The sequence below is a fragment of the Pseudomonas sp. dw_612 genome, assembly GCF_018449725.1.
In the GTDB taxonomy this organism is placed as follows: domain Bacteria; phylum Pseudomonadota; class Gammaproteobacteria; order Pseudomonadales; family Pseudomonadaceae; genus Aquipseudomonas.
In genome coordinates this window covers 510,553-527,452 of record NZ_JAAVVC010000002.1, presented here as the reverse complement: position 1 = coordinate 527,452, position 16,900 = coordinate 510,553, and the positions used below count along the sequence as shown (strand labels likewise).

Annotated in this window: 13 protein-coding genes; 5 read left to right on the top strand and 8 right to left on the bottom strand. The window is 57.8% G+C overall.

Annotated features, from left to right (window positions below):
• Positions 1–303 precede the first annotated feature (303 nt).
• The gene (gcvA, locus tag HB680_RS05620; RefSeq protein WP_213937589.1) at positions 304–1,227 is read right to left on the bottom strand and encodes a transcriptional regulator GcvA; all 924 of its coding nucleotides are present in this window, start codon (positions 1,225–1,227) and stop codon (positions 304–306) included.
• A 110-nt stretch (positions 1,228–1,337) separates the two neighbouring features.
• Here gcvA and HB680_RS05615 point away from each other — a divergent pair, with 110 nt between their 5' ends.
• The 5 genes from HB680_RS05615 to HB680_RS05595 all read left to right on the top strand — a co-directional run bounded on the left by HB680_RS05615 (position 1,338) and on the right by HB680_RS05595 (position 4,978).
• Entirely contained in the window at positions 1,338–2,111 is a 774-nt protein-coding gene (locus HB680_RS05615) for an SDR family NAD(P)-dependent oxidoreductase (RefSeq protein ID WP_213937588.1), read from the top strand.
• Between the two features lie 17 nt (positions 2,112–2,128).
• On the top strand, positions 2,129–2,470 hold the full coding sequence (locus tag HB680_RS05610; protein WP_213937587.1) for a carboxymuconolactone decarboxylase family protein: 342 nt from the start codon (positions 2,129–2,131) through the stop codon (positions 2,468–2,470).
• 132 nt (positions 2,471–2,602) lie between these two features.
• The gene (locus tag HB680_RS05605) at positions 2,603–3,247 is read left to right on the top strand and encodes a cupin domain-containing protein (RefSeq protein WP_213937586.1); all 645 of its coding nucleotides are present in this window, start codon (positions 2,603–2,605) and stop codon (positions 3,245–3,247) included.
• Positions 3,240–3,908, top strand: a complete 669-nt coding sequence (locus tag HB680_RS05600; protein ID WP_213937585.1) for an SDR family NAD(P)-dependent oxidoreductase — start codon at positions 3,240–3,242, stop codon at positions 3,906–3,908. The genes HB680_RS05605 and HB680_RS05600 overlap by 8 nt, the downstream gene beginning before the upstream one ends.
• Complete coding sequence (locus tag HB680_RS05595; protein WP_213937584.1) at positions 3,908–4,978, top strand: FAD-dependent oxidoreductase; 1,071 nt, start codon at positions 3,908–3,910, stop codon at positions 4,976–4,978. Before HB680_RS05600 ends, HB680_RS05595 begins: the two co-directional genes overlap by 1 nt.
• 54 nt (positions 4,979–5,032) lie before the next feature.
• Here the strand turns inward: HB680_RS05595 and HB680_RS05590 are convergent, their stop codons facing one another.
• The 7 genes from HB680_RS05590 to tssI all read right to left on the bottom strand — a co-directional run bounded on the left by HB680_RS05590 (position 5,033) and on the right by tssI (position 16,752).
• Positions 5,033–5,440, bottom strand: a complete 408-nt coding sequence (locus tag HB680_RS05590) for an AP2/ERF family transcription factor (protein ID WP_213937583.1) — start codon at positions 5,438–5,440, stop codon at positions 5,033–5,035.
• 145 nt (positions 5,441–5,585) lie between these two features.
• A complete protein-coding gene (locus HB680_RS05585) occupies positions 5,586–6,650 on the bottom strand; it encodes a hypothetical protein (protein ID WP_213937582.1) in 1,065 nt (354 codons plus the stop codon).
• Complete coding sequence (locus tag HB680_RS05580) at positions 6,650–9,205, bottom strand: hypothetical protein (RefSeq protein WP_213937581.1); 2,556 nt, start codon at positions 9,203–9,205, stop codon at positions 6,650–6,652. The genes HB680_RS05585 and HB680_RS05580 overlap by 1 nt, the downstream gene beginning before the upstream one ends.
• The gene (locus HB680_RS05575; RefSeq protein WP_256735449.1) at positions 9,202–10,263 is read right to left on the bottom strand and encodes a hypothetical protein; all 1,062 of its coding nucleotides are present in this window, start codon (positions 10,261–10,263) and stop codon (positions 9,202–9,204) included. Before HB680_RS05575 ends, HB680_RS05580 begins: the two co-directional genes overlap by 4 nt.
• Positions 10,263–13,997 carry a toxin VasX gene (locus tag HB680_RS05570; RefSeq protein WP_213937580.1) on the bottom strand — a complete coding sequence of 1,245 codons (3,735 nt, stop codon included), beginning with the start codon at positions 13,995–13,997 and terminating at the stop codon, positions 10,263–10,265. Before HB680_RS05570 ends, HB680_RS05575 begins: the two co-directional genes overlap by 1 nt.
• Entirely contained in the window at positions 13,994–14,689 is a 696-nt protein-coding gene (locus tag HB680_RS05565; RefSeq protein ID WP_213937579.1) for a DUF4123 domain-containing protein, read from the bottom strand. The genes HB680_RS05570 and HB680_RS05565 overlap by 4 nt, the downstream gene beginning before the upstream one ends.
• Positions 14,686–16,752 (bottom strand): type VI secretion system tip protein TssI/VgrG, encoded by a 2,067-nt coding sequence (gene tssI / locus HB680_RS05560; protein WP_213937578.1) that lies wholly within the window; start codon positions 16,750–16,752, stop codon positions 14,686–14,688. The genes HB680_RS05565 and tssI overlap by 4 nt, the downstream gene beginning before the upstream one ends.
• Between the last annotated feature and the right edge of the window lie 148 nt (positions 16,753–16,900).

The following is a 16,900-nucleotide window of genomic DNA, read 5'->3' as shown; positions in this document are numbered from 1 at the left end:
CTGAGTTTTGTGGTGGAGGTTAGAACCACCCCTCACCCCAGCCCTCTCCCCATGGGGGAGAGGGGGAAAGGGAGCCGATTGGGGGCTTTTCAAAACCTGAGTTCGACTCGATTTTTCAGGTCGATATAGCGCTAAAAACACCTCGGTCAGTCCCCTCTCCCCATGTGGGAGAGGGGAAAGGGAGCCGATTGGGGGCTTTTCAAACCTGAGTTCGACTCGATTTTTCAGGTCGATGTAGCGCTAAAAACACCTCGGTCAGTCCCCTCGCCCCTTTGGGGAGAGGGTTAGGGAGAGGGGTGGCCCTTAAATTCCCCCCATCATCCCCGCCTCAGCCACCAACCAATCCCGAAACGCCGCAATCCTCGGCTTCGCCGCACATTCCGGGCGATAAACCACGTAATACGCCAGATCAATCGGGCACGTCAGGTCGCCAAACGGCCGCACCAGACGTCCCGCCGCCAGATCATCGCGCACCATTTCGCTACGCCCCAGCGCCACGCCTCGACTGTCGATCGCCGCTTGCAGCACTGCTGCCGAGTTGTTGATACGCAGGCCATGCCCGGCCTCGATATCAGGAAAACCGGCGGCATCGAGCCAGGTTCTCCAGGTCGGAAATCCGCTGTTCTGTTCCAGGGTCAAGTCGTGGAGCAGGGTGTAGCGGGCCAAATCCCCAGGTTCCGTCAGCGCCGGTAACTGATCGCGCAGTGTCGGCGAACAGACTGGGTAAATCTCCTCATCCATCAACCGCACGGCGGTCAAACCCGACCAGACCCCCGCGCCGTAGCGCACCCCGACATCAATGCCATCCACCAGGAAATCCACGGGGCGCTGATTGGTGTCGAGCCGCAAGTCGGTGTCCGGATGCGCCTGCTGGAAACGCTCGATTCGCGGCAGCAGCCATTTGGCGGCGAATGCCGGGCTGACGGTGACGGTCAGCACGCCGCTGTCGGACGCATCCTTGAGTCGTGACAGGCCCATGCTCAAACGATCAAACCCGGCCCGGATATCCGGCAGCGCCGCGCGGGCGGCGTCGGTTGGCACCAGCCGCGTGGTGCCGCTGCTGGCGCGATGAAACAGTGGCACGCCGAGCCACGACTCCAGCACTCGTACTTGCTGGCCGACAGCGGCGGGCGTCACATTCAGTTCTGCGGCGGCTTCGGAAAAGCTCTGGTGTCTCGCTGCCGCTTCAAAAGCCCTGAGTGCATTGAGGTAGGTTGGATATTTCATGACTAACCACTAAAGCTTTTCTTTATCGGATTCAAAGATTATCTGGTTTGTCCGGGAATGTCGCGAGGCTGAAAATTAGCGCTCTTCTTCACTCCCCAAAGGATCATTCCATGTACGACTTTTCTTCGAAGGTGGCCATCGTTACCGGTGGCGGTTCAGGGATCGGCAAAGAAGTGGCCGAGCAATTGGTCGCTGCCGGCGCCTCGGTGGTGATCGGTGGTCGCGATAAGGCGAAACTGGCCCAGGCCGCCGAGGCCATCGACCCGAGCGGCACGCACGTGCGTTTCGTCGCAGGTGACATCGCCGACCCGGCCACCGCCCAGGCACTGGTGGATGAGGCGACCCGCGCTTTTGGCGGCGTCGATATCCTGGTCAACAACGCCGGGGTGTTCAGCCCCAAACCGTTCCTCGAAGTGGACGAGCGCGAATACGACGGCTTTCTCGACATCATTCTCAAGGGCAAATTCTTCATGGCCCAGGCTGCGGCCCGGGCGATGCAGCTGCGTGGTGGCGGCGCCATCGTGCAAACCGGCTCCCTGTGGGCGATTCAAGCCATCGGCGCCACACCGTCGGCGGCGTATTCCGCGGCGAATGCCGGCGTGCACGCATTGACCCGCAACCTCGCCCTCGAACTGGCCTCGCTCAACATCCGCATCAACACCGTCGCCCCGGCCGTGGTGGAAACGCCGGTGTACGGCACGTTCATGACCGCCGAACAGGTCAAGGAAACCCTGCCGACGTTCAACGCCTTCCATCCACTGGGGCGCAACGGCCAGCCTGCGGATGTGGCGCAAGCGATTCTGTTCCTGGCGTCTGACCAGGCGTCGTGGATTACCGGCACCGTGCTGCCGGTCGACGGCGGCGTGACTGCCGGCCGCAACTGAAAAGGGGAGAGCTCAACATGATGGACTGGAACGGTTACAGAGATCAGTTGCTGGCCCGGGTCGGCGACTTCGCCACACTGAGCCCGGATACGATTCGCGGCTTGCAGGCCATGGACGGTGCCGGTGCCAAGACCGGGCATCTGGACGCCAAGACCCGCGAGTTGATCGCACTGGCCGTCGGCGTGACCACCCGCTGCGACGGTTGCATCGCGGTGCATACCCAGGCGGCGGTCAAACATGGCGCCAGTCGTGAGGAAATCGCCGAAGCGCTGGGCGTGGCGATTGCGCTGAATGCCGGTGCGGCGGTGACCTACTCCGCTCGCGTGCTGGATGCGCACGCCGCCCTCAGCGAGTTGTAAACCCAATCTCTCCTGTGGGAGCGAGCCTGCTCGCGAAGGCGGATTTACATTCAACATCTCCGTTGTCTGCTGCACCGCTTTCGCGAGCAGGCTCGCTCCCACAAGGAGAGACAGGTAAGACGTGAGGTACTTATGCACATCAACACCGATTTCTCGCAGCGAGTAGTCATTCGCCCCGAGGAGTTTCGATGGACGGCCTCGCCATTGCCTGGCATCGAACGCGTCATGCTCGACCGCATCGGTGGCGAACAGGCCCGGGCTACTAGCTTGGTGCGGTATGCGTCGGGTTCCACCTTCACGGCACACGTCCATCCCGGCGGAGAAGAAATCCTGGTGCTCGACGGGGTGTTTTCCGACGGCGATCAGGACTATCCGGCGGGCACTTACCTGCGTAATCCGCCGGGTTCGGCGCACCAGCCGTCGAGCGCTGTGGGCGCGTTTCTGTTCGTCAAACTGATGCAACTGAGGCCCGACGAACGTCAGCCAGTTCGGCTGAAGGCTTTTGATCCTGGCGGCCCCACACCGTCGCAGTGTTTGTTCGAAAACGATAGCGAGCGGGTCGACCTGATTTCCCTGAACGCATTTGAAGAATATAACCGCACCACCTTCGAGGCCGGCGCCGAAGTGTTGGTGCTCAAAGGGCAGTTGTCGGATGAGTATCCGGCGCTGACCTGGCTGCGGCTGCCGGTCGAAAGTCATGGGCGATTTCGTGCCGGCGCAAGTGGGGCGATGTTCTATCTCAAGTCAGGTCATCTGAGGAATGTGAGTCATGAGTAACTCTGAAAACAAGCCACTGATGGTGCTGGCCGGTGTCGGCGAAGGCCTGGGTTCAGCGTTGGCTGCGCGGTTTGTCGAGGGCGGTTATGGGGTGGTCGGGCTATCGCGCTCGGCTGGAGAATTGCCGCTGCCCGGCTACGTCGTCATGGCGTGCGACCTGACGAAAGAGGTCGAAGTGAAAGCGACGTTCGAGCAGATTGAGCGCCAGCACGGCCAGCCCTTGGTGGTGATTCACATGGTCGGTGACTTGCGGATCTCGCCATTTCCGGAGCTGTCCGCCGAGGCATTCGAGGGCGTTTGGCGCTCGATGGCGTTGTCGGCCATGTTGGTGAGCCAACAAGCCATTATGCGAATGCTGCCGGCCGGGCGCGGTGCGCTGTTGTTCGCCGGAGCCACTGCAAGTCTGCGTGGCGGGGCCAGGTTTGCGGCGTTCGCGTCGGCCAAGTTCGCCCTGCGTGGGTTGGCCCAGTCTTTGGCGCGGGAGTTTCAACCTCAGGGTATTCATGTGGCGCACCTGATACTGGACGGGCTGATCGGGGGGGCGGATGGCGCAGAGTTGGACCCTGCCGCACTGGCGGAAAGCTTCTGGATGCTGGCTCACCAGCCGCATTCGGCCTGGACTCACGAACTGGATCTTCGTCCGCAACAGGAGCGTTTTTAATGCAGCGCACGCAGGTGATTATCGTCGGCGCAGGCTTGAGCGGTTTGTACGCTGCGCGACTGTTGACCCAGGCTGGTGTGGATTTCATCGTGCTTGAGGCGCGTGACCGAGTGGGTGGGCGCATTCTGTCGGCGGATTCGTTTGACCTCGGCCCTTCCTGGTTCTGGCCGGATTTCCAACCGAAGATGGCGCACTTGGTCGAACAACTGGGTTTGCGTACCTTCGCGCAACCGGTCGAGGGCGACATGCTGGTGGAGCGTTTCAGGCTTGAGGCGCCGCAGCGCTTGGCCGGGTATGCGTCGGGCAATGAATCGATGCGGATTGCGGGTGGCACGGGTGTCTTGATTGAGGCGTTGGCCGCGCCGTTGTTGGTTGGTCAATTGCGCCTCGGCCAGCGGGTAGTCTCGGCAAAGCGAATGGAACACGGTGTGAGGTTGACGATAGAAAACGCTCAAGGACAGACGACACAGTTTGAATCCACCCATGTGATTCTCGCCATGCCGCCGCGGATCATTGCGCAAACAGTTCGCTTCGATCCACCCCTGAATCCGGTGGATCAGCAGCGCTGGGCCGATACGCCGACCTGGATGGCGCCGCACGCCAAGTACGTCGCTGTCTACGACGAGGCATTCTGGCGTGACGATGGCCTGTCGGGCATGGCGCAGAGCATGGTCGGCCCGTTGGTGGAAATCCACGATGCGTCCGCCGAGGCGAGCAGGGCGGCGTTGTTCGGGTTTTTCGGGTTGGCGGCTGTTTCGCGCCGCAATCTGGGCGAGGCGCAGTTGATGCAGCAATGTCGGGCCCAGTTGGTTCGTTTGTTTGGCCCTTTGGCGGCAATGCCGAAAGCCGAATTCATCAAAGACTGGGCGGATGACGAACTGACAGCCACCGCCGCCGATCAGGTATCCGGCGCCCACGGAGCCAGCACTTTGGGGCTGGCTAGGGTCCAGGGCGATTGGGCGGCCTGCCTGTCACTGGCCGGCAGCGAGGTGGCGCGGGAACAGGCCGGGTACATGGAAGGTGCGCTGGAGGCGGCGCAATGGGCTGTCCGTGACAGGGGAAGTCGTTAGCCGATAGGCATACAAAAACGTGTGCCCTGACGGTCACGACAGGCTGCTCGCCATTTATTCGTCCGACACTGTCATGTTCGCGTGCAGCAATTCACCGTAGAGTTGTTCGCCGTGATGACGACGGAAAGCCCGATGCACGATGGTTGTCAGCTGCTGCTTTCGTGCCTCGATAGCCTTGCATTTCGCCTGCTCCTCTCCGAACTTTTCTACATTGAATGACCGGGACAGTTTTTTGCCGTCGCGGGTCTTCGTTTGCGCGATCCAGTAAGTGTTCTTGCGGTTCGTTTGTCGTGAAACACCCACCAGGCCGCTGGTGTTATTAGCACGCAGCTTTTGCCGGATCGTGCAGCTCAGCGGCGGTGGGAAGAGAAGCAACTGCTCGTTGCGAAACCGCTCGGCAGCTGCACGCGCAGGACGTTCACCTCCATGGCTGATGAATGTGAATTCCTTGTGAACCTTCATGACGCCTTCCCGGTACAACGATACCCGCCAAGCCATGGCCCCCGACTTCTTGTGGCGGACTTTGATGATGGCGTAGTCGTTGGAACTCTCGGGTGCATCCGGGATATCTGTGAACGGTAGGGCCCCGTTATCGGGTGGTGTCTTATTAGTCGACATAGGTCACATAAGCGGCCATCAAGTTTGGCCGTCGAAACGTGTCGATGTTGTTGACGCGTTCACGCATCTCATTGACCACTTGCTTGAACGTCGCATCGTCCATGTCGATCCAGAAGCGCGGGTTACGACCGGTGAGTCGGTCGTGTTCGGCGGTGGAGGGGTCGAGGTGGCGGTATTCCTCGTATTGGGGCAGGTCCGGCAACGGGCGGCTGACGTCCATGTAGTTCTGGATGTAATCCCACATGGCGCACGCGGGTTGCACTTCGGGACCGGGGCAGAGCAGGGCGCCGAAGTTGATCATGATGTTGCGGTAGCGATGGGCGAGGTAAAGCACATTCATCGGCATTCCCTGACTGTCCGGGGAAGTGGCGATGTAGGCGTCGAACTCGTAGAACGGTGCGGTGAGTTCACCGATGGTGCCGTTCTTTTTATATTCACCGTTGTTTTTGTAGTCGAAGACGGTGACCAGACCGGTGCGGCGGTTGAGTTCCCAGATGGGGCCTCGGGAGGGTTTTATCCAGAGGCTGGGGAAGTGTTTTATGACTATTGAACCGATTGCCCAAGATAGGAGGGGAAGGCCGAGAAGCCAGGAAAATACTTGGATAAAGATAGTTTTGGTTGATTCCCATATAGGGTCATTTCCAGTTGTAATTCCCAAAAAATAGGCAGGTATGCTGGCAATGAAAAGTAGGAAAAACATAAATCGCCCTCCACCTGACATGTACATCCAGAAGTGGGAGCTTGTGGGGAGAAGGGCATACCTGAAACGTTCGTGGTCATCCCTGATGTGGAAATCAATAAATTTGTCTGGGTTCGAATCATATTTATTTGTGGCGATTTGCTCCTCGCGCTCTTTCTTGAAACCTTCATGGAGGCGAAGTTTTGTTGGTGAGAATTTTTCGAGAAGGTTTGCAGCCGTTACTTCATCTGTATTGCCCCACGGCAGTCTGATCTTAGCGAAACGCATGATCCACGACCGTTCAGATGAACGCTCTTGCTGAGGTACCTCTGTAGCCCCATACGCAGTTTCGGAGTAATAATATTCCTGACTCATTAAATGTTATTCCGGGATTTATTTGCAAATTCGTCAGCCCAATAAAGCTCATCTACGCTTTCGAAGTTCGGTTTTTTGTGCGAGTCATCAAATGGTGTTCCATCTTTGGGTGGTGGTGCAGGAAAGTGCCAGCGTTGATTTTTTTGTTTCAGTACACATTGCGCTCTTACTTGCCATTGTTGTGAGATGCCAGGTGATCCTGTCACCAGATCGACGGCGTAGTTCGGTGGGGTTGAGAAGAACAGTTCCAAACCCTGCGGTAGCAGTCGTTGTGCTTTGGGCGCGACGAGTTGGCTATTTATCTGTTTTTTGAAAAACACGGTTTCACTTTTTATGCGACCACCTTTGACTTCGAATGTGCTGAGCCGGCAGTGAGTATTGATGTTGAGTGTGCCAAGGTTTGAAATTAAGCCCGGCAAGTTGCTTTCAATACGAATACAGGTGTTGGATGACGTCACTTGGAATGGCGTTTTTGCGTGAACATCAATTTTGGCATTGGGGACGAATTCAGGATTGGAGCCCACGCTGATACGGATGTCGGCGAATAAACTGATCAGATAATAAAAGCCACTCTGTGGAACTAGCAGATGTACATTGTCTGAATGAACTTGTGTACCGAAAGGGCCGTTGACCAGCCATTCTTCGATGGGTTTATCGCTTAGCCACCAAGCAATTCCGGCGCCGATTACAATCAAGATCAGTGCAACCCAGCCGGCCGGACCAAGGCCTAGGAAGGTGCCCGCGCCGATAATTAGAGCACTTAGAGCACTGGCTGCTCCACCCACGGCCATCATCAGATATCCCCAGCCGGCGTCATCGCCCCATGTCCACGCATACCAAGCGTCTGAAAGGCAAATAGCTGTAAGAATTAACCCAGAGCCAATTTGGGCAAGTATTCGACCGGTAAACTCCTTTGCCAAATACGTTGCTGCTACAGTTCCTAAGGTTTTTTCCACGGCCTCCTTTGAAATAGTGAATAGAACCTTACGGCCAACCGCAAAAACGGTCTCAGTACCGGCCAGTTTTACCGTCAGCATTTCCATCGCTATGAATAGATCTACGCTCGCTCCAACCCCAGATAGAACCAGCCGGAACACACCCTTCTCCCGTCTAACTTGTTCCGCGGCCGCCAACTCCGTCCTAACATTCCAAACCTCCAACATCAAAATCCCCGCCGCAAACGGCAGAGAGTTCAACACCCGATAAACCCGGCTATTCCCCAACTCTCCAAGTTCATCCACACCCTTTTGCAGCGCTCCTTTCACATTCGTTTTATCACCCGCCCGCGCGTCAACATCCGCTTTATGCACCGAATTAATCCGCTGATTCAGCGCACTAAGATTGCGCGCTGTCGGATCATCCACCGGCATCACCAGCAGCTTGTAGTCCCCAACACGAGAAGCGCTCGGTGTCTCAAATGCATCAGCCGCATTCCCCACCTTCAACACCCGACCCTCTGCATGCAGATACTCACCCATCACCCGCCGTGGCCGTTGATCCCCGGTCGGCACGTCGGAAAGACCAAAGAGGTAATACCGCTGCGGATCAGCCTCCCGGCGATTGATGAAGTGCATTTCACCAAAGGTCTTGGGCATCAAGCTGCGCAACAACCCCACACCAAGTCCATGTAAGTAGGCGCTGGTGGGAACCTGTGAGCCCTGCACCCCGGACGGTTTGTTCACCGCACCGCTGGCTGTTTCAACCGCCCCCGCCAGATTTTCGTAAATGCTGACCAACGTACTCGCCGCCGCTTTCGATTGGCCAGTCAGCGTGCTGTTCAAGCTGCCGCTGGCGAGTAACCCTTCCAGCAAGTGCCCATTGAGGTGTTCAACCTGCGGGTAATAAGGCCCCGGGTCGGTTTCGAATACGGCGAGGTGTTGGGCGCGTAGACATCCGTCGCCCTCGTTAACCGTTTTCTCGGTAGGCGGCACATAAGGCGCAGCCAGCGCGGCTTCATCTACGGCCGGCCAAAGCATCCCGTGCAGCGGATGCGCAGGATCATGAGCGATGTCATTAAGCAACGTCTGGCCAACACTGGCCTGCGGGCTGTAAAGACTCAACCCGGTCAGCGCGTTGGTGACATCACCATTGCGAGCCAGCGGATCAAGTTGCGCCGGCACGGTAGCGAGGCTGGCGAAAACCTGACTCACGGCAAACAACGCCGCCAGGTAATCAAAGCCCTCAAGGCTCAAATGATCGGCCAGGGTTTGCTGGGTGACCGGTTGTTGCAGGCACTCGGCAAGCAGGGCCTGCGCCATGTTCAGTTGTTGCCAGAGCAGGGCGCGTTCAGCGGTGGCGGTGAAGCGGTTGATGTCGCGGCGACCGGCCTCTTTCACTTTGTCGAAGCAGGCGTGCAATGGGTTTTTCTGGCCGCCGATGGTCGCCGGCACGATCAGTTGCTGAACCATGACCGCGCTGGCGTGGTGAGGGTGCAGGCTGGCGCGCTCGGCATACAGCGTCAGCAACTGCTGTTGTTGCTGGATCTGCGAAACCAGATGCCGCACGCGGTGGCGCGGGCTCTTAAGCAGCACGGCGCATACTTTTTTGTCGCTCAATCGACATACGTCACATAAGCAGCCATCAAGTTAGGCCGTTGAAACGTGTCGATGCTGGCGACGCGTTGATGCATCTCCCTGACAACTTGTTTGAATGTTGCGTCGTCCATGTCGATCCAGAAACGCGGGTTGCGGCCGGTGAGGCGGTCGTATTCGGCGGTGGTGGGGTCGAGGTGGCGGTATTCCTCGTATTGCGGCAGGTCCGGCAGCGGGCGGCTGACGTCCATGTAGTTCTGGATGAAATCCCACAGAGCGCATGCGGGTTGCGTCTCGGGCCCGGGGCAGAGTAATGCGCCGAAGTTGATCATGATGTTGCGGTAGCGATGGGCGAGGTAGAGCACGTTCATCGGCATGCCCTGACTGTCCGGGGACGTGGCGATGTAGGCGTCGAATTCGTAGAACGGCGCGGTGAGTTCACCGATGGTGCCGTTCTTTTTATATTCACCGTTGTTTTTGTAGTCGAAAACGGTGACCAGGCCGGTGCGGCGGTTGAGTTCCCAGATGGGGCCGCGGGAGGGTTTTAGCCAGAGGCTTGGTAAGAACTTAATTACTGCTTTGCCGGTTAGCCAACAAAATAAAGGTAGTCCTAGTAGAACAGTAAGAGTTGCGTTGTAGTCGTTGATGATGTCCGTCAGTGTTTTTTTTGTATCTATAAACTCTGCCGTTATTATGAAAATTGATAGAGTAAAAAAAATTAGAAATAGAACGCGGCCTATTCCTAGCATGTAAATCCAGAAATGGGAGCTTGCGGGAAGAAGTGCGTACCTGAAGCACTCGTGGTCGTCCCTTATGTGAAAATCGATAAGTTCATATGGGCTCGGAGCATAGGTGTTTTGGGCTATTTGCTCTTCACGTTCTTTTTTGAATCCTTCATGGAGACGAAGTGCTTTTGGTGAAAATTTTTCGAGATGGTTTACCGATGTTATATCATCCGTATTGCCCCAAGGCAGTCTGACCTTGGCGAAACGCATAATCCACGGACGTTCAGTCGAGCGTCCTTGTTGAGGTACCTCATTCCATCCGTAGGCAGTCTGGGCATACCACGATCGATCAGTCATCAGTTGCTATTCCGCGATTTATTTGTAAGTTCGTCAGCCCAATAAAGTTCACCTACGCTGTCGAAGTTTGGTTTTTTGTGGGACTCATCAAATGGCGTGCCATCCTTTAGCGGTGGCGCAGGAAAGTGCCAGCGTTGATTTTTTTGTTCCAGCACACACTGTGCTTTCACTTGCCATTGCTGTGCGATGCCGGATGAACCTGTAACCAAATCGAAGGCGTAGTTCGGTGGGGTTTCGAAAAATAGTTCCAGACCTTGCGGTATCAGTCTTTGGGCTTTGGGCGAGACGAGTCGAGTGTTAATCAGTTTTTTGAACGGCACGGTTTCACTTTTGATACGCCCACCCTTGAGTTCGAATGTATTGAGTCGGCAGTGAGCATTGATACTGAACGTGCCCAATTTTGAAATTAAACCTGGCAAGTTACTTTCAATACGAACGCAAGTGTTGGACGAGATCACTTGAAACGGCGTCTTTGCGTGAATGTCATGTTTGGCGTTGGGGACGAATTCAGGGTTGCTGCCGATGTTGATGCGGATGTCGGCAAACAAACTGATCAGATAATAGAAACCGCGCTGTGGATCCAGCAGGTGCGTATTGTCAGAATGAACTTGAGTGCCGAAAGGGCCATTAATCAGCCATTCTTCAATGGGCTTGTCGGTCAGCCACCAAGCGAGACCAGCACCGATCAGGATCAATATCAGTGCCACCCAACCCGCCGGACCAAGTTCAAGAAAGGTGACGGTGCTGATAACCAGGCCACTGAGAGCACTGGCTGCGCCACCCACAGCCATCATCAGGTAGCCCCAACTGGCGTCATCGCCCCATACCCATGCATACCAAGCGTCTGTCAGGCAAATGGCTGTAAGTGCCAAACCACTGGTTATTTGCGCGACCAGTCGAACAGTAAACTCCGTTACTAAATACTCGAGTGCTAGAGTGCCCAGAGTTTTTGCAGCCTCATCTGAAATCTTAAAAACGACTTTGCGACCTGCCGCTAAAACCGATTCGGTACCGGCAAATTTTACAGTCAACATTTCCAGCGCGATTGCTAAGTCTAGTCCTGCGGCGAATACAGATAGATGAGATCTGTATTGTCCTTTTTCTCTGCGAACTTGCTCCCTACCTTCCCACTCCGTCCTTACATTCCAAACCTCCAACATCAAAACCCCCGCCGCAAACGGTAGCGAGTTCAACACTCGAAAAACCCGGCTATTCTTCAACTCCGCCAGTTCATCCACACCCTGTTGCAACGCCCCTTTCACATTCGTGTTATCACCGACCCGCGCTTCAACATCTGCCTTATGCACCGCATTAATCCGCTGATTCAGCGCACTAAGACTCCGCACCGTCGGATGTTCCACCGGCATCACCAGCAGTTTGTAATTGCCCACACGTGAAGCACTCGGCGTCTCGAAAACATCAGCCGCATTCCTCGCTGTCAGCGGCCGACCCTCTGCGTCCAGATACTCACCCATCACCCGCCGTGGCCGTTGATCCCCCGCCGGCACGTCGGACAAACCAAACAGGTAATACCGCTGCGGATCAGCATCCCGGCGATTGATGAAGTGCATTTCACCAAAGGTCTTGGGCATCAAGCTGCGCAACAACCCCACACCAAGTCCATGCAAGTAGGCGCTGGTGGGAACCTGTGAGCCCTGCACCCCGGACGGTTTGTTCACCGCACCGCTGGCTGTTTCAACCGCCCCCGCCAGATTTTCGTAAATGCTGACCAACGTACTCGCCGCCGCTTTCGATTGGCCAGTCAGCGTGCTGTTCAAGCTGCCGCTGGCGAGTAACCCTTCCAGCAAGTGCCCATCGAGGTGTTCAACCTGCGAATAATAAGGCCCCGGGTCGGTTTCGAATTCGGCGAGGTGTTGGGCGCGTAGACATCCGTCGCCCTCGTTGACCGTTTTCTCGGTGGGCGGCACATAAGGCGCAGCCAATGCGGCTTCATCAACGGCCGGCCAAAGCATCCCGTGCAGCGGATGCGCAGGATCATGAGCGATGTCATTGAGCAACGTCTGGCCGACACTGGCCTGCGGGCTGTAAAGACTCAACCCGGTCAGCGCGTTGGTGACATCACCATTGCGAGCCAGCGGATCAAGTTGCGCCGGCACGGTAGCGAGGCTGGCGAAAACCTGACTCACGGCAAACAACGCCGCCAGGTAATCAAAACCGTCCAGGCTCAGATGATCGGCCAGGGTTTGCTGGGTGACTGGTTGTTGCAGGCACTCGGCGAGCAGCGTTTGCGCCATGTTCAGTTGTTGCCAGAGCAGGGCGCGTTCAGCGGTGGCGGTGAAGTGGTTGATGTCGCGGCGGCCGGCCTCTTTGACTTTGTCGAAACAGGCATGCAACGGGTTTTTCTGTCCGCCGATGGTCGCCGGCACGATCAGTTGCTGAACCATGACCGCGCTGGCGTGGTGTGGGTGCAGGCTGGCGCGCTCGGCATACAGCGTCAGTAGTTGCTGTTGTTGCTGGATCTGCGACACCAGATGCCGCACACGATGGCGTGGGTCTTCCAGCAGCACGCCGCACACACGCCGTTGCCGAGCGGCTTCCAACACGTCAACGACCGTGGGCTGGGGCTGCCAGAGATCGGCGTCATCGGCGTTCGGTGTTTCCCCACGCAATTGATCCAGCAACGTGGCCAGGCAATCCGCCCAGGCGCTGCTTTCAAACGTTGCAGGTAATGCGGGTGTGGCGCCTTGCTCCCACTGATCAAGGCAAGCCTTCGCTTCGGTTTTACGCTGCGCCGCGAATTGTCCCGAGAGGTCGCACACGTAGCGCCCCGGATGCTCCAGCACATATTCGAAACCGCTTTGGCGTGCCCGTTGCGGGGCGATCAGGCTGACCGGAAAGGTCCGCGCGGCCAGATTGCGCCACGTGATGCTGGCCTTCGTCGCGGCATCGGACGCTTTTGCATCCCATAGGTTGAAACCACTGAAGGCTTCCAGCATCGCCTGCCCATCGGGCTGCTGGTCAAAAAGCCGTTCGAACGTCTGGCTCTCGCACTGTAATGCGGGACTCTGACACCGCTGGGCGCGCAACTCTGGGTCTTCCTCCAGACGTTTCAGGCGTGCAGCGCTGAGCTGGATTTCGCTGAAACACAGTTGCACGGCTTCGGCGGGTTGATGATTCCAGGTCGCAGGCAGCCAAATGTCGCTGAGATCGACGCCGCTGGCCTGTCGGTAATCGCTGCTGAATGCCTGATTCAGGCGATAGGCCTGCAGATCGATATCGCGATAAGTCGTGAGTTCGTCGTCCTGTCGCACCTCCAGCTCCCGCCAGAGACGATCACGGTAAAACACATAGACATAACCGCTGCGGCACAGCACCGGCGTCCCGAGATCGTACTTGCTGCGAGTCCCGGGCAGCGCGGCGAAAGGCAGGGCCGGCACGATCTGATTCCACTGCGCTTCCAGTTGGCGCGGGGTGACACGCACGTCCTCCAGCAACGGCAGGCGAATGGGCGGGCCTTGGATGGTGGCAATTTCCAGCCACAATTGGTGCTTGAGCTGTGCCGACCAATCCCACACAAATAGCTCGCTGTGGACGCTGGTCGATCGCTCGGTTTCGCACGCGGCCTCATCGGTCAGGGCCTGGAGAGGTTCGACGCCCGAGTGATCGACGAGCAGCAGTCGCTGGTTCTTGGAATGTCCCGTGCCAATGACCTGGACAATCAGCTTGTCACGCTCGCAGCCGGGGCCACTGGTTAACTTCCCGAGGCGCGTCATGACTGAACCTGCGTGCAGTGGGCGTTCAGGAAGGCACTGATGTCTTCACTGTCGTCGATGCCCTGACTCAGCGCTTGTTCCAGCCAATGGCTGGCCTGCATAAAGGAGTGCTGGGGATGTTGCTGCCACCAGTGATAGAGAAACTGTTCGTTACGCTGGCGCGTCAAGGCCTCTTCCTGGGCGACGCTCAGCACCCTCGTCCGGTGTGTCCATTCAATACGCCAGTCGTTCGCGTGGAGATTGTCCAACCGCTGCCAGCCAGTTTCGCCGGTCGCTTGAGTGGCCCACGTCGCACCGAACCAGCGCAGACGACTGATCGGGCCGAGCCACAGGCTGAGGTCTTGCGCCGTACACGCGGCAAAAAAATAACTGGCGACAGTCGGGTTGCTGTAGCGCAGCACGCCTTTACGTTGCTGGTCGAAGTTGACGATCAGCATCTGGCGCAAGTGCGCGAGTACCGAGGGCGTGTCACACGTGCTTTCGATCAGCAGGCCGGGCCATTGCGCCGGGATTTGCTCGATCGCCTGAGTGAGCGTTGGCTGGTTGTTCAGCCGGACCAGCAGTGGGCTGTGCTCGGCGAAACCGTCGAGTGAAGTGCCGGCGAACAGCTTCTGCGTGTCGGGATGTGTCGCCAGGCGATAAAGCATTTCGAGCTGCGCGGCGGGGCGTTCCAGCAAAATCCATGTGTTCATGAGCGATCTCCATAGCCCAGGGCTTTGCGGCATTGGCAGTCGCTCAGCGGGCAATCCTTCGGTGTTCCGCCGCTGGGCATCTGGCAGAGTTCAATCAAGGCTTCGTCGCCGAGCAGTTGTTTGAGTAGGGCGGTTGAAAGCGTTTCGGGCAGCGGCGGTTCGCTCGCGTCGAGCGTCACGGGGGCCGCAGCCATCAGCGGCATCGGCGAACCACCTTGCGCAACCGGCACGCTGCTGAAAATGCCTGCCGCATTGATCGTGATCCATCCGCCTCCGGCCTGGATCGTGACGCTGGCGCCGCCATCGATGACGATGTGTTGGCCGGCGCTGACGTGGACCTGCTGTTGAGCGCTCAGTCGATGGCTGGTGGTGCGGATATGGCGGTCACCATGCACGGTCAGGTGGTCGTCTTGCCGGATTTCCGTCAACCGGTTGCCGTGGGTGATGCGCTGTTCTTCGGCGTGCAGTTCATGACGGGCGTTGCCGCCGACCACGATGCTGCGCTGGTTGTCGACTTGAACCCGTTCGTCGTTCAGCACGTGCTGTACGTAATCACGCTGGGCGCGGACGGATATTTCCTCGGCCCCTTTGCGATCTTCGATGCTCAGTTCGTTGAAGCCGGAGCCGCCTGGGCTGCTTTGGGTTCTGAAGGTGCTTCGGGTTTTCTCGGCGGGGAGGTCGAGCGGGGGGCGATTGGCGCCATTGGGCAGGCAGCCAACGATCAACGGTTTGTCCGGGTCGCCCTGATAAAAACTGACGATCACTTCCATGCCGACGCGGGGGATCAATACGCTGCCATAACGGTCGTGAGCCCAGCCGCTGGCGACGCGCACCCAGCAACTGGAGTGATCGTTGTGCTCGCCGTCGCGGTCCCAGGGAAACTGAACACGGACGCGGCCGTATTCGTCGCAGTGGATTTCTTCGCTGGGCGGACCGCAGACCACGGCGTGCTGGTAGCCGTTGATCGTGGTTTTGGGGTGAGCGAGCGCGGGCCTGAAGGGGGTGTCCCACGGGGTCGCGAGAAAAGTGTTGCGGTAGCCTTGGGAAAAGTCGTCGCTCGGGGCGCTGGTGATCGACTCTTCAAGCACGCTCGGTTGTTTCCCGATGTGAATGACTTCGGTCAGCAACCACAAGTCGTTCCATTCCTGGCGCGGGTGGTCGGTCAGGGGCAGGAAATGTCCGCTGAGCAACATCGGCTGATCGCTGCGTCCGGTGGCTTGCCGATAATCGCTGCGGTGTCGCTCAAGTGCACGCCGAGCGCGGTCCTTGCCCTGTTCGCGGTCGGTGAAATGGCCGGGGAAGCCGTAGTCTTCGAGTTGCAGCGGCGAAGGATCTTTCGCACGGCTCTCCAATTGCAGTAAAGGCTTTTCGAAGTCGTAGTCGCGGCGGGTCACGCCTGTGGGGCGGGTTTCCATGGCGAGGGTGAAGGCGTTGATCACCGGATCATCAGCGACCATCCCGCTGTCCTGCAGGTAGGCGGTGGGGCGGTGGAGTCTGGGAAATACCGTTTGATCATCGCCGAACACCAGCACATGCCCCTCGCGGCGGTGTTCAAAGTGGTAATGCAGGCCTTCTTCTTCGCACAGTCGCTGCAGAAAATTCAGGCAGCTCTCGCCGTACTGAACGCAGTAGTCCCGTGGGCGGTAATCGGTGCCGAGGGCAAAGCGGTAGCGATCGCGGAGGATGCCGTGGCTTTCCAGAACCTGGGCGATGATTTGCGGCACGCTGAGTTTCTGGAATATTTTTTGATTGAAACGGTGACCCAGCCAGGCAAGAGTGGGCATCAGGCTGAGTTGGTATTGGGTCAGGCGCTTGCCTGCGTCGCCCTGGCCGACGCTGTAAACCTGACCATGAATACCGGCGCCGTGGCGGTCAAAACTGAGAAAAGCCATCCGGTGCAGAAGGCTTTCCAGGTCCAGGTCGGGGCGCTCGCTGACCAGTTTCAGATCAAAGCGAAAGGGTTGGCTGATGGCTTCCTTGCCGGTGAACTCAAGGACTCGCAGATCGTGGGCAAACCCCTCGATGTCCAGGAGGAAAGAGGCTTGGTTGGCAGGACCGAACATCACACATCCCTAGTACTGATATAGAAGGGCGGGACTGTGAATAAGTGAATGCGGGATTTATGCAGGGCAGTTCTGTTTCTGGTGTAGGAAGAGTCGTTTTGCTAGTCAGGGTTTTTCCTGGGGAAGGTTTCCCTCATTTGAGGTGGCC

Coding starts and splice junctions, on each gene's coding strand:
- gcvA (WP_213937589.1), bottom strand. CDS start 1,227: ATGAAATATCCAACCTACCTCAATGCACTCAGGGCTTTTGAAGCGGCA.
- HB680_RS05615 (WP_213937588.1), top strand. CDS start 1,338: ATGTACGACTTTTCTTCGAAGGTGGCCATCGTTACCGGTGGCGGTTCA.
- HB680_RS05610 (WP_213937587.1), top strand. CDS start 2,129: ATGATGGACTGGAACGGTTACAGAGATCAGTTGCTGGCCCGGGTCGGC.
- HB680_RS05605 (WP_213937586.1), top strand. CDS start 2,603: ATGCACATCAACACCGATTTCTCGCAGCGAGTAGTCATTCGCCCCGAG.
- HB680_RS05600 (WP_213937585.1), top strand. CDS start 3,240: ATGAGTAACTCTGAAAACAAGCCACTGATGGTGCTGGCCGGTGTCGGC.
- HB680_RS05595 (WP_213937584.1), top strand. CDS start 3,908: ATGCAGCGCACGCAGGTGATTATCGTCGGCGCAGGCTTGAGCGGTTTG.
- HB680_RS05590 (WP_213937583.1), bottom strand. CDS start 5,440: ATGAAGGTTCACAAGGAATTCACATTCATCAGCCATGGAGGTGAACGT.
- HB680_RS05585 (WP_213937582.1), bottom strand. CDS start 6,650: ATGAGTCAGGAATATTATTACTCCGAAACTGCGTATGGGGCTACAGAG.
- HB680_RS05575 (WP_256735449.1), bottom strand. CDS start 10,263: ATGACTGATCGATCGTGGTATGCCCAGACTGCCTACGGATGGAATGAG.
- HB680_RS05570 (WP_213937580.1), bottom strand. CDS start 13,997: ATGACGCGCCTCGGGAAGTTAACCAGTGGCCCCGGCTGCGAGCGTGAC.
- HB680_RS05565 (WP_213937579.1), bottom strand. CDS start 14,689: ATGAACACATGGATTTTGCTGGAACGCCCCGCCGCGCAGCTCGAAATG.
- tssI (WP_213937578.1), bottom strand. CDS start 16,752: ATGTTCGGTCCTGCCAACCAAGCCTCTTTCCTCCTGGACATCGAGGGG.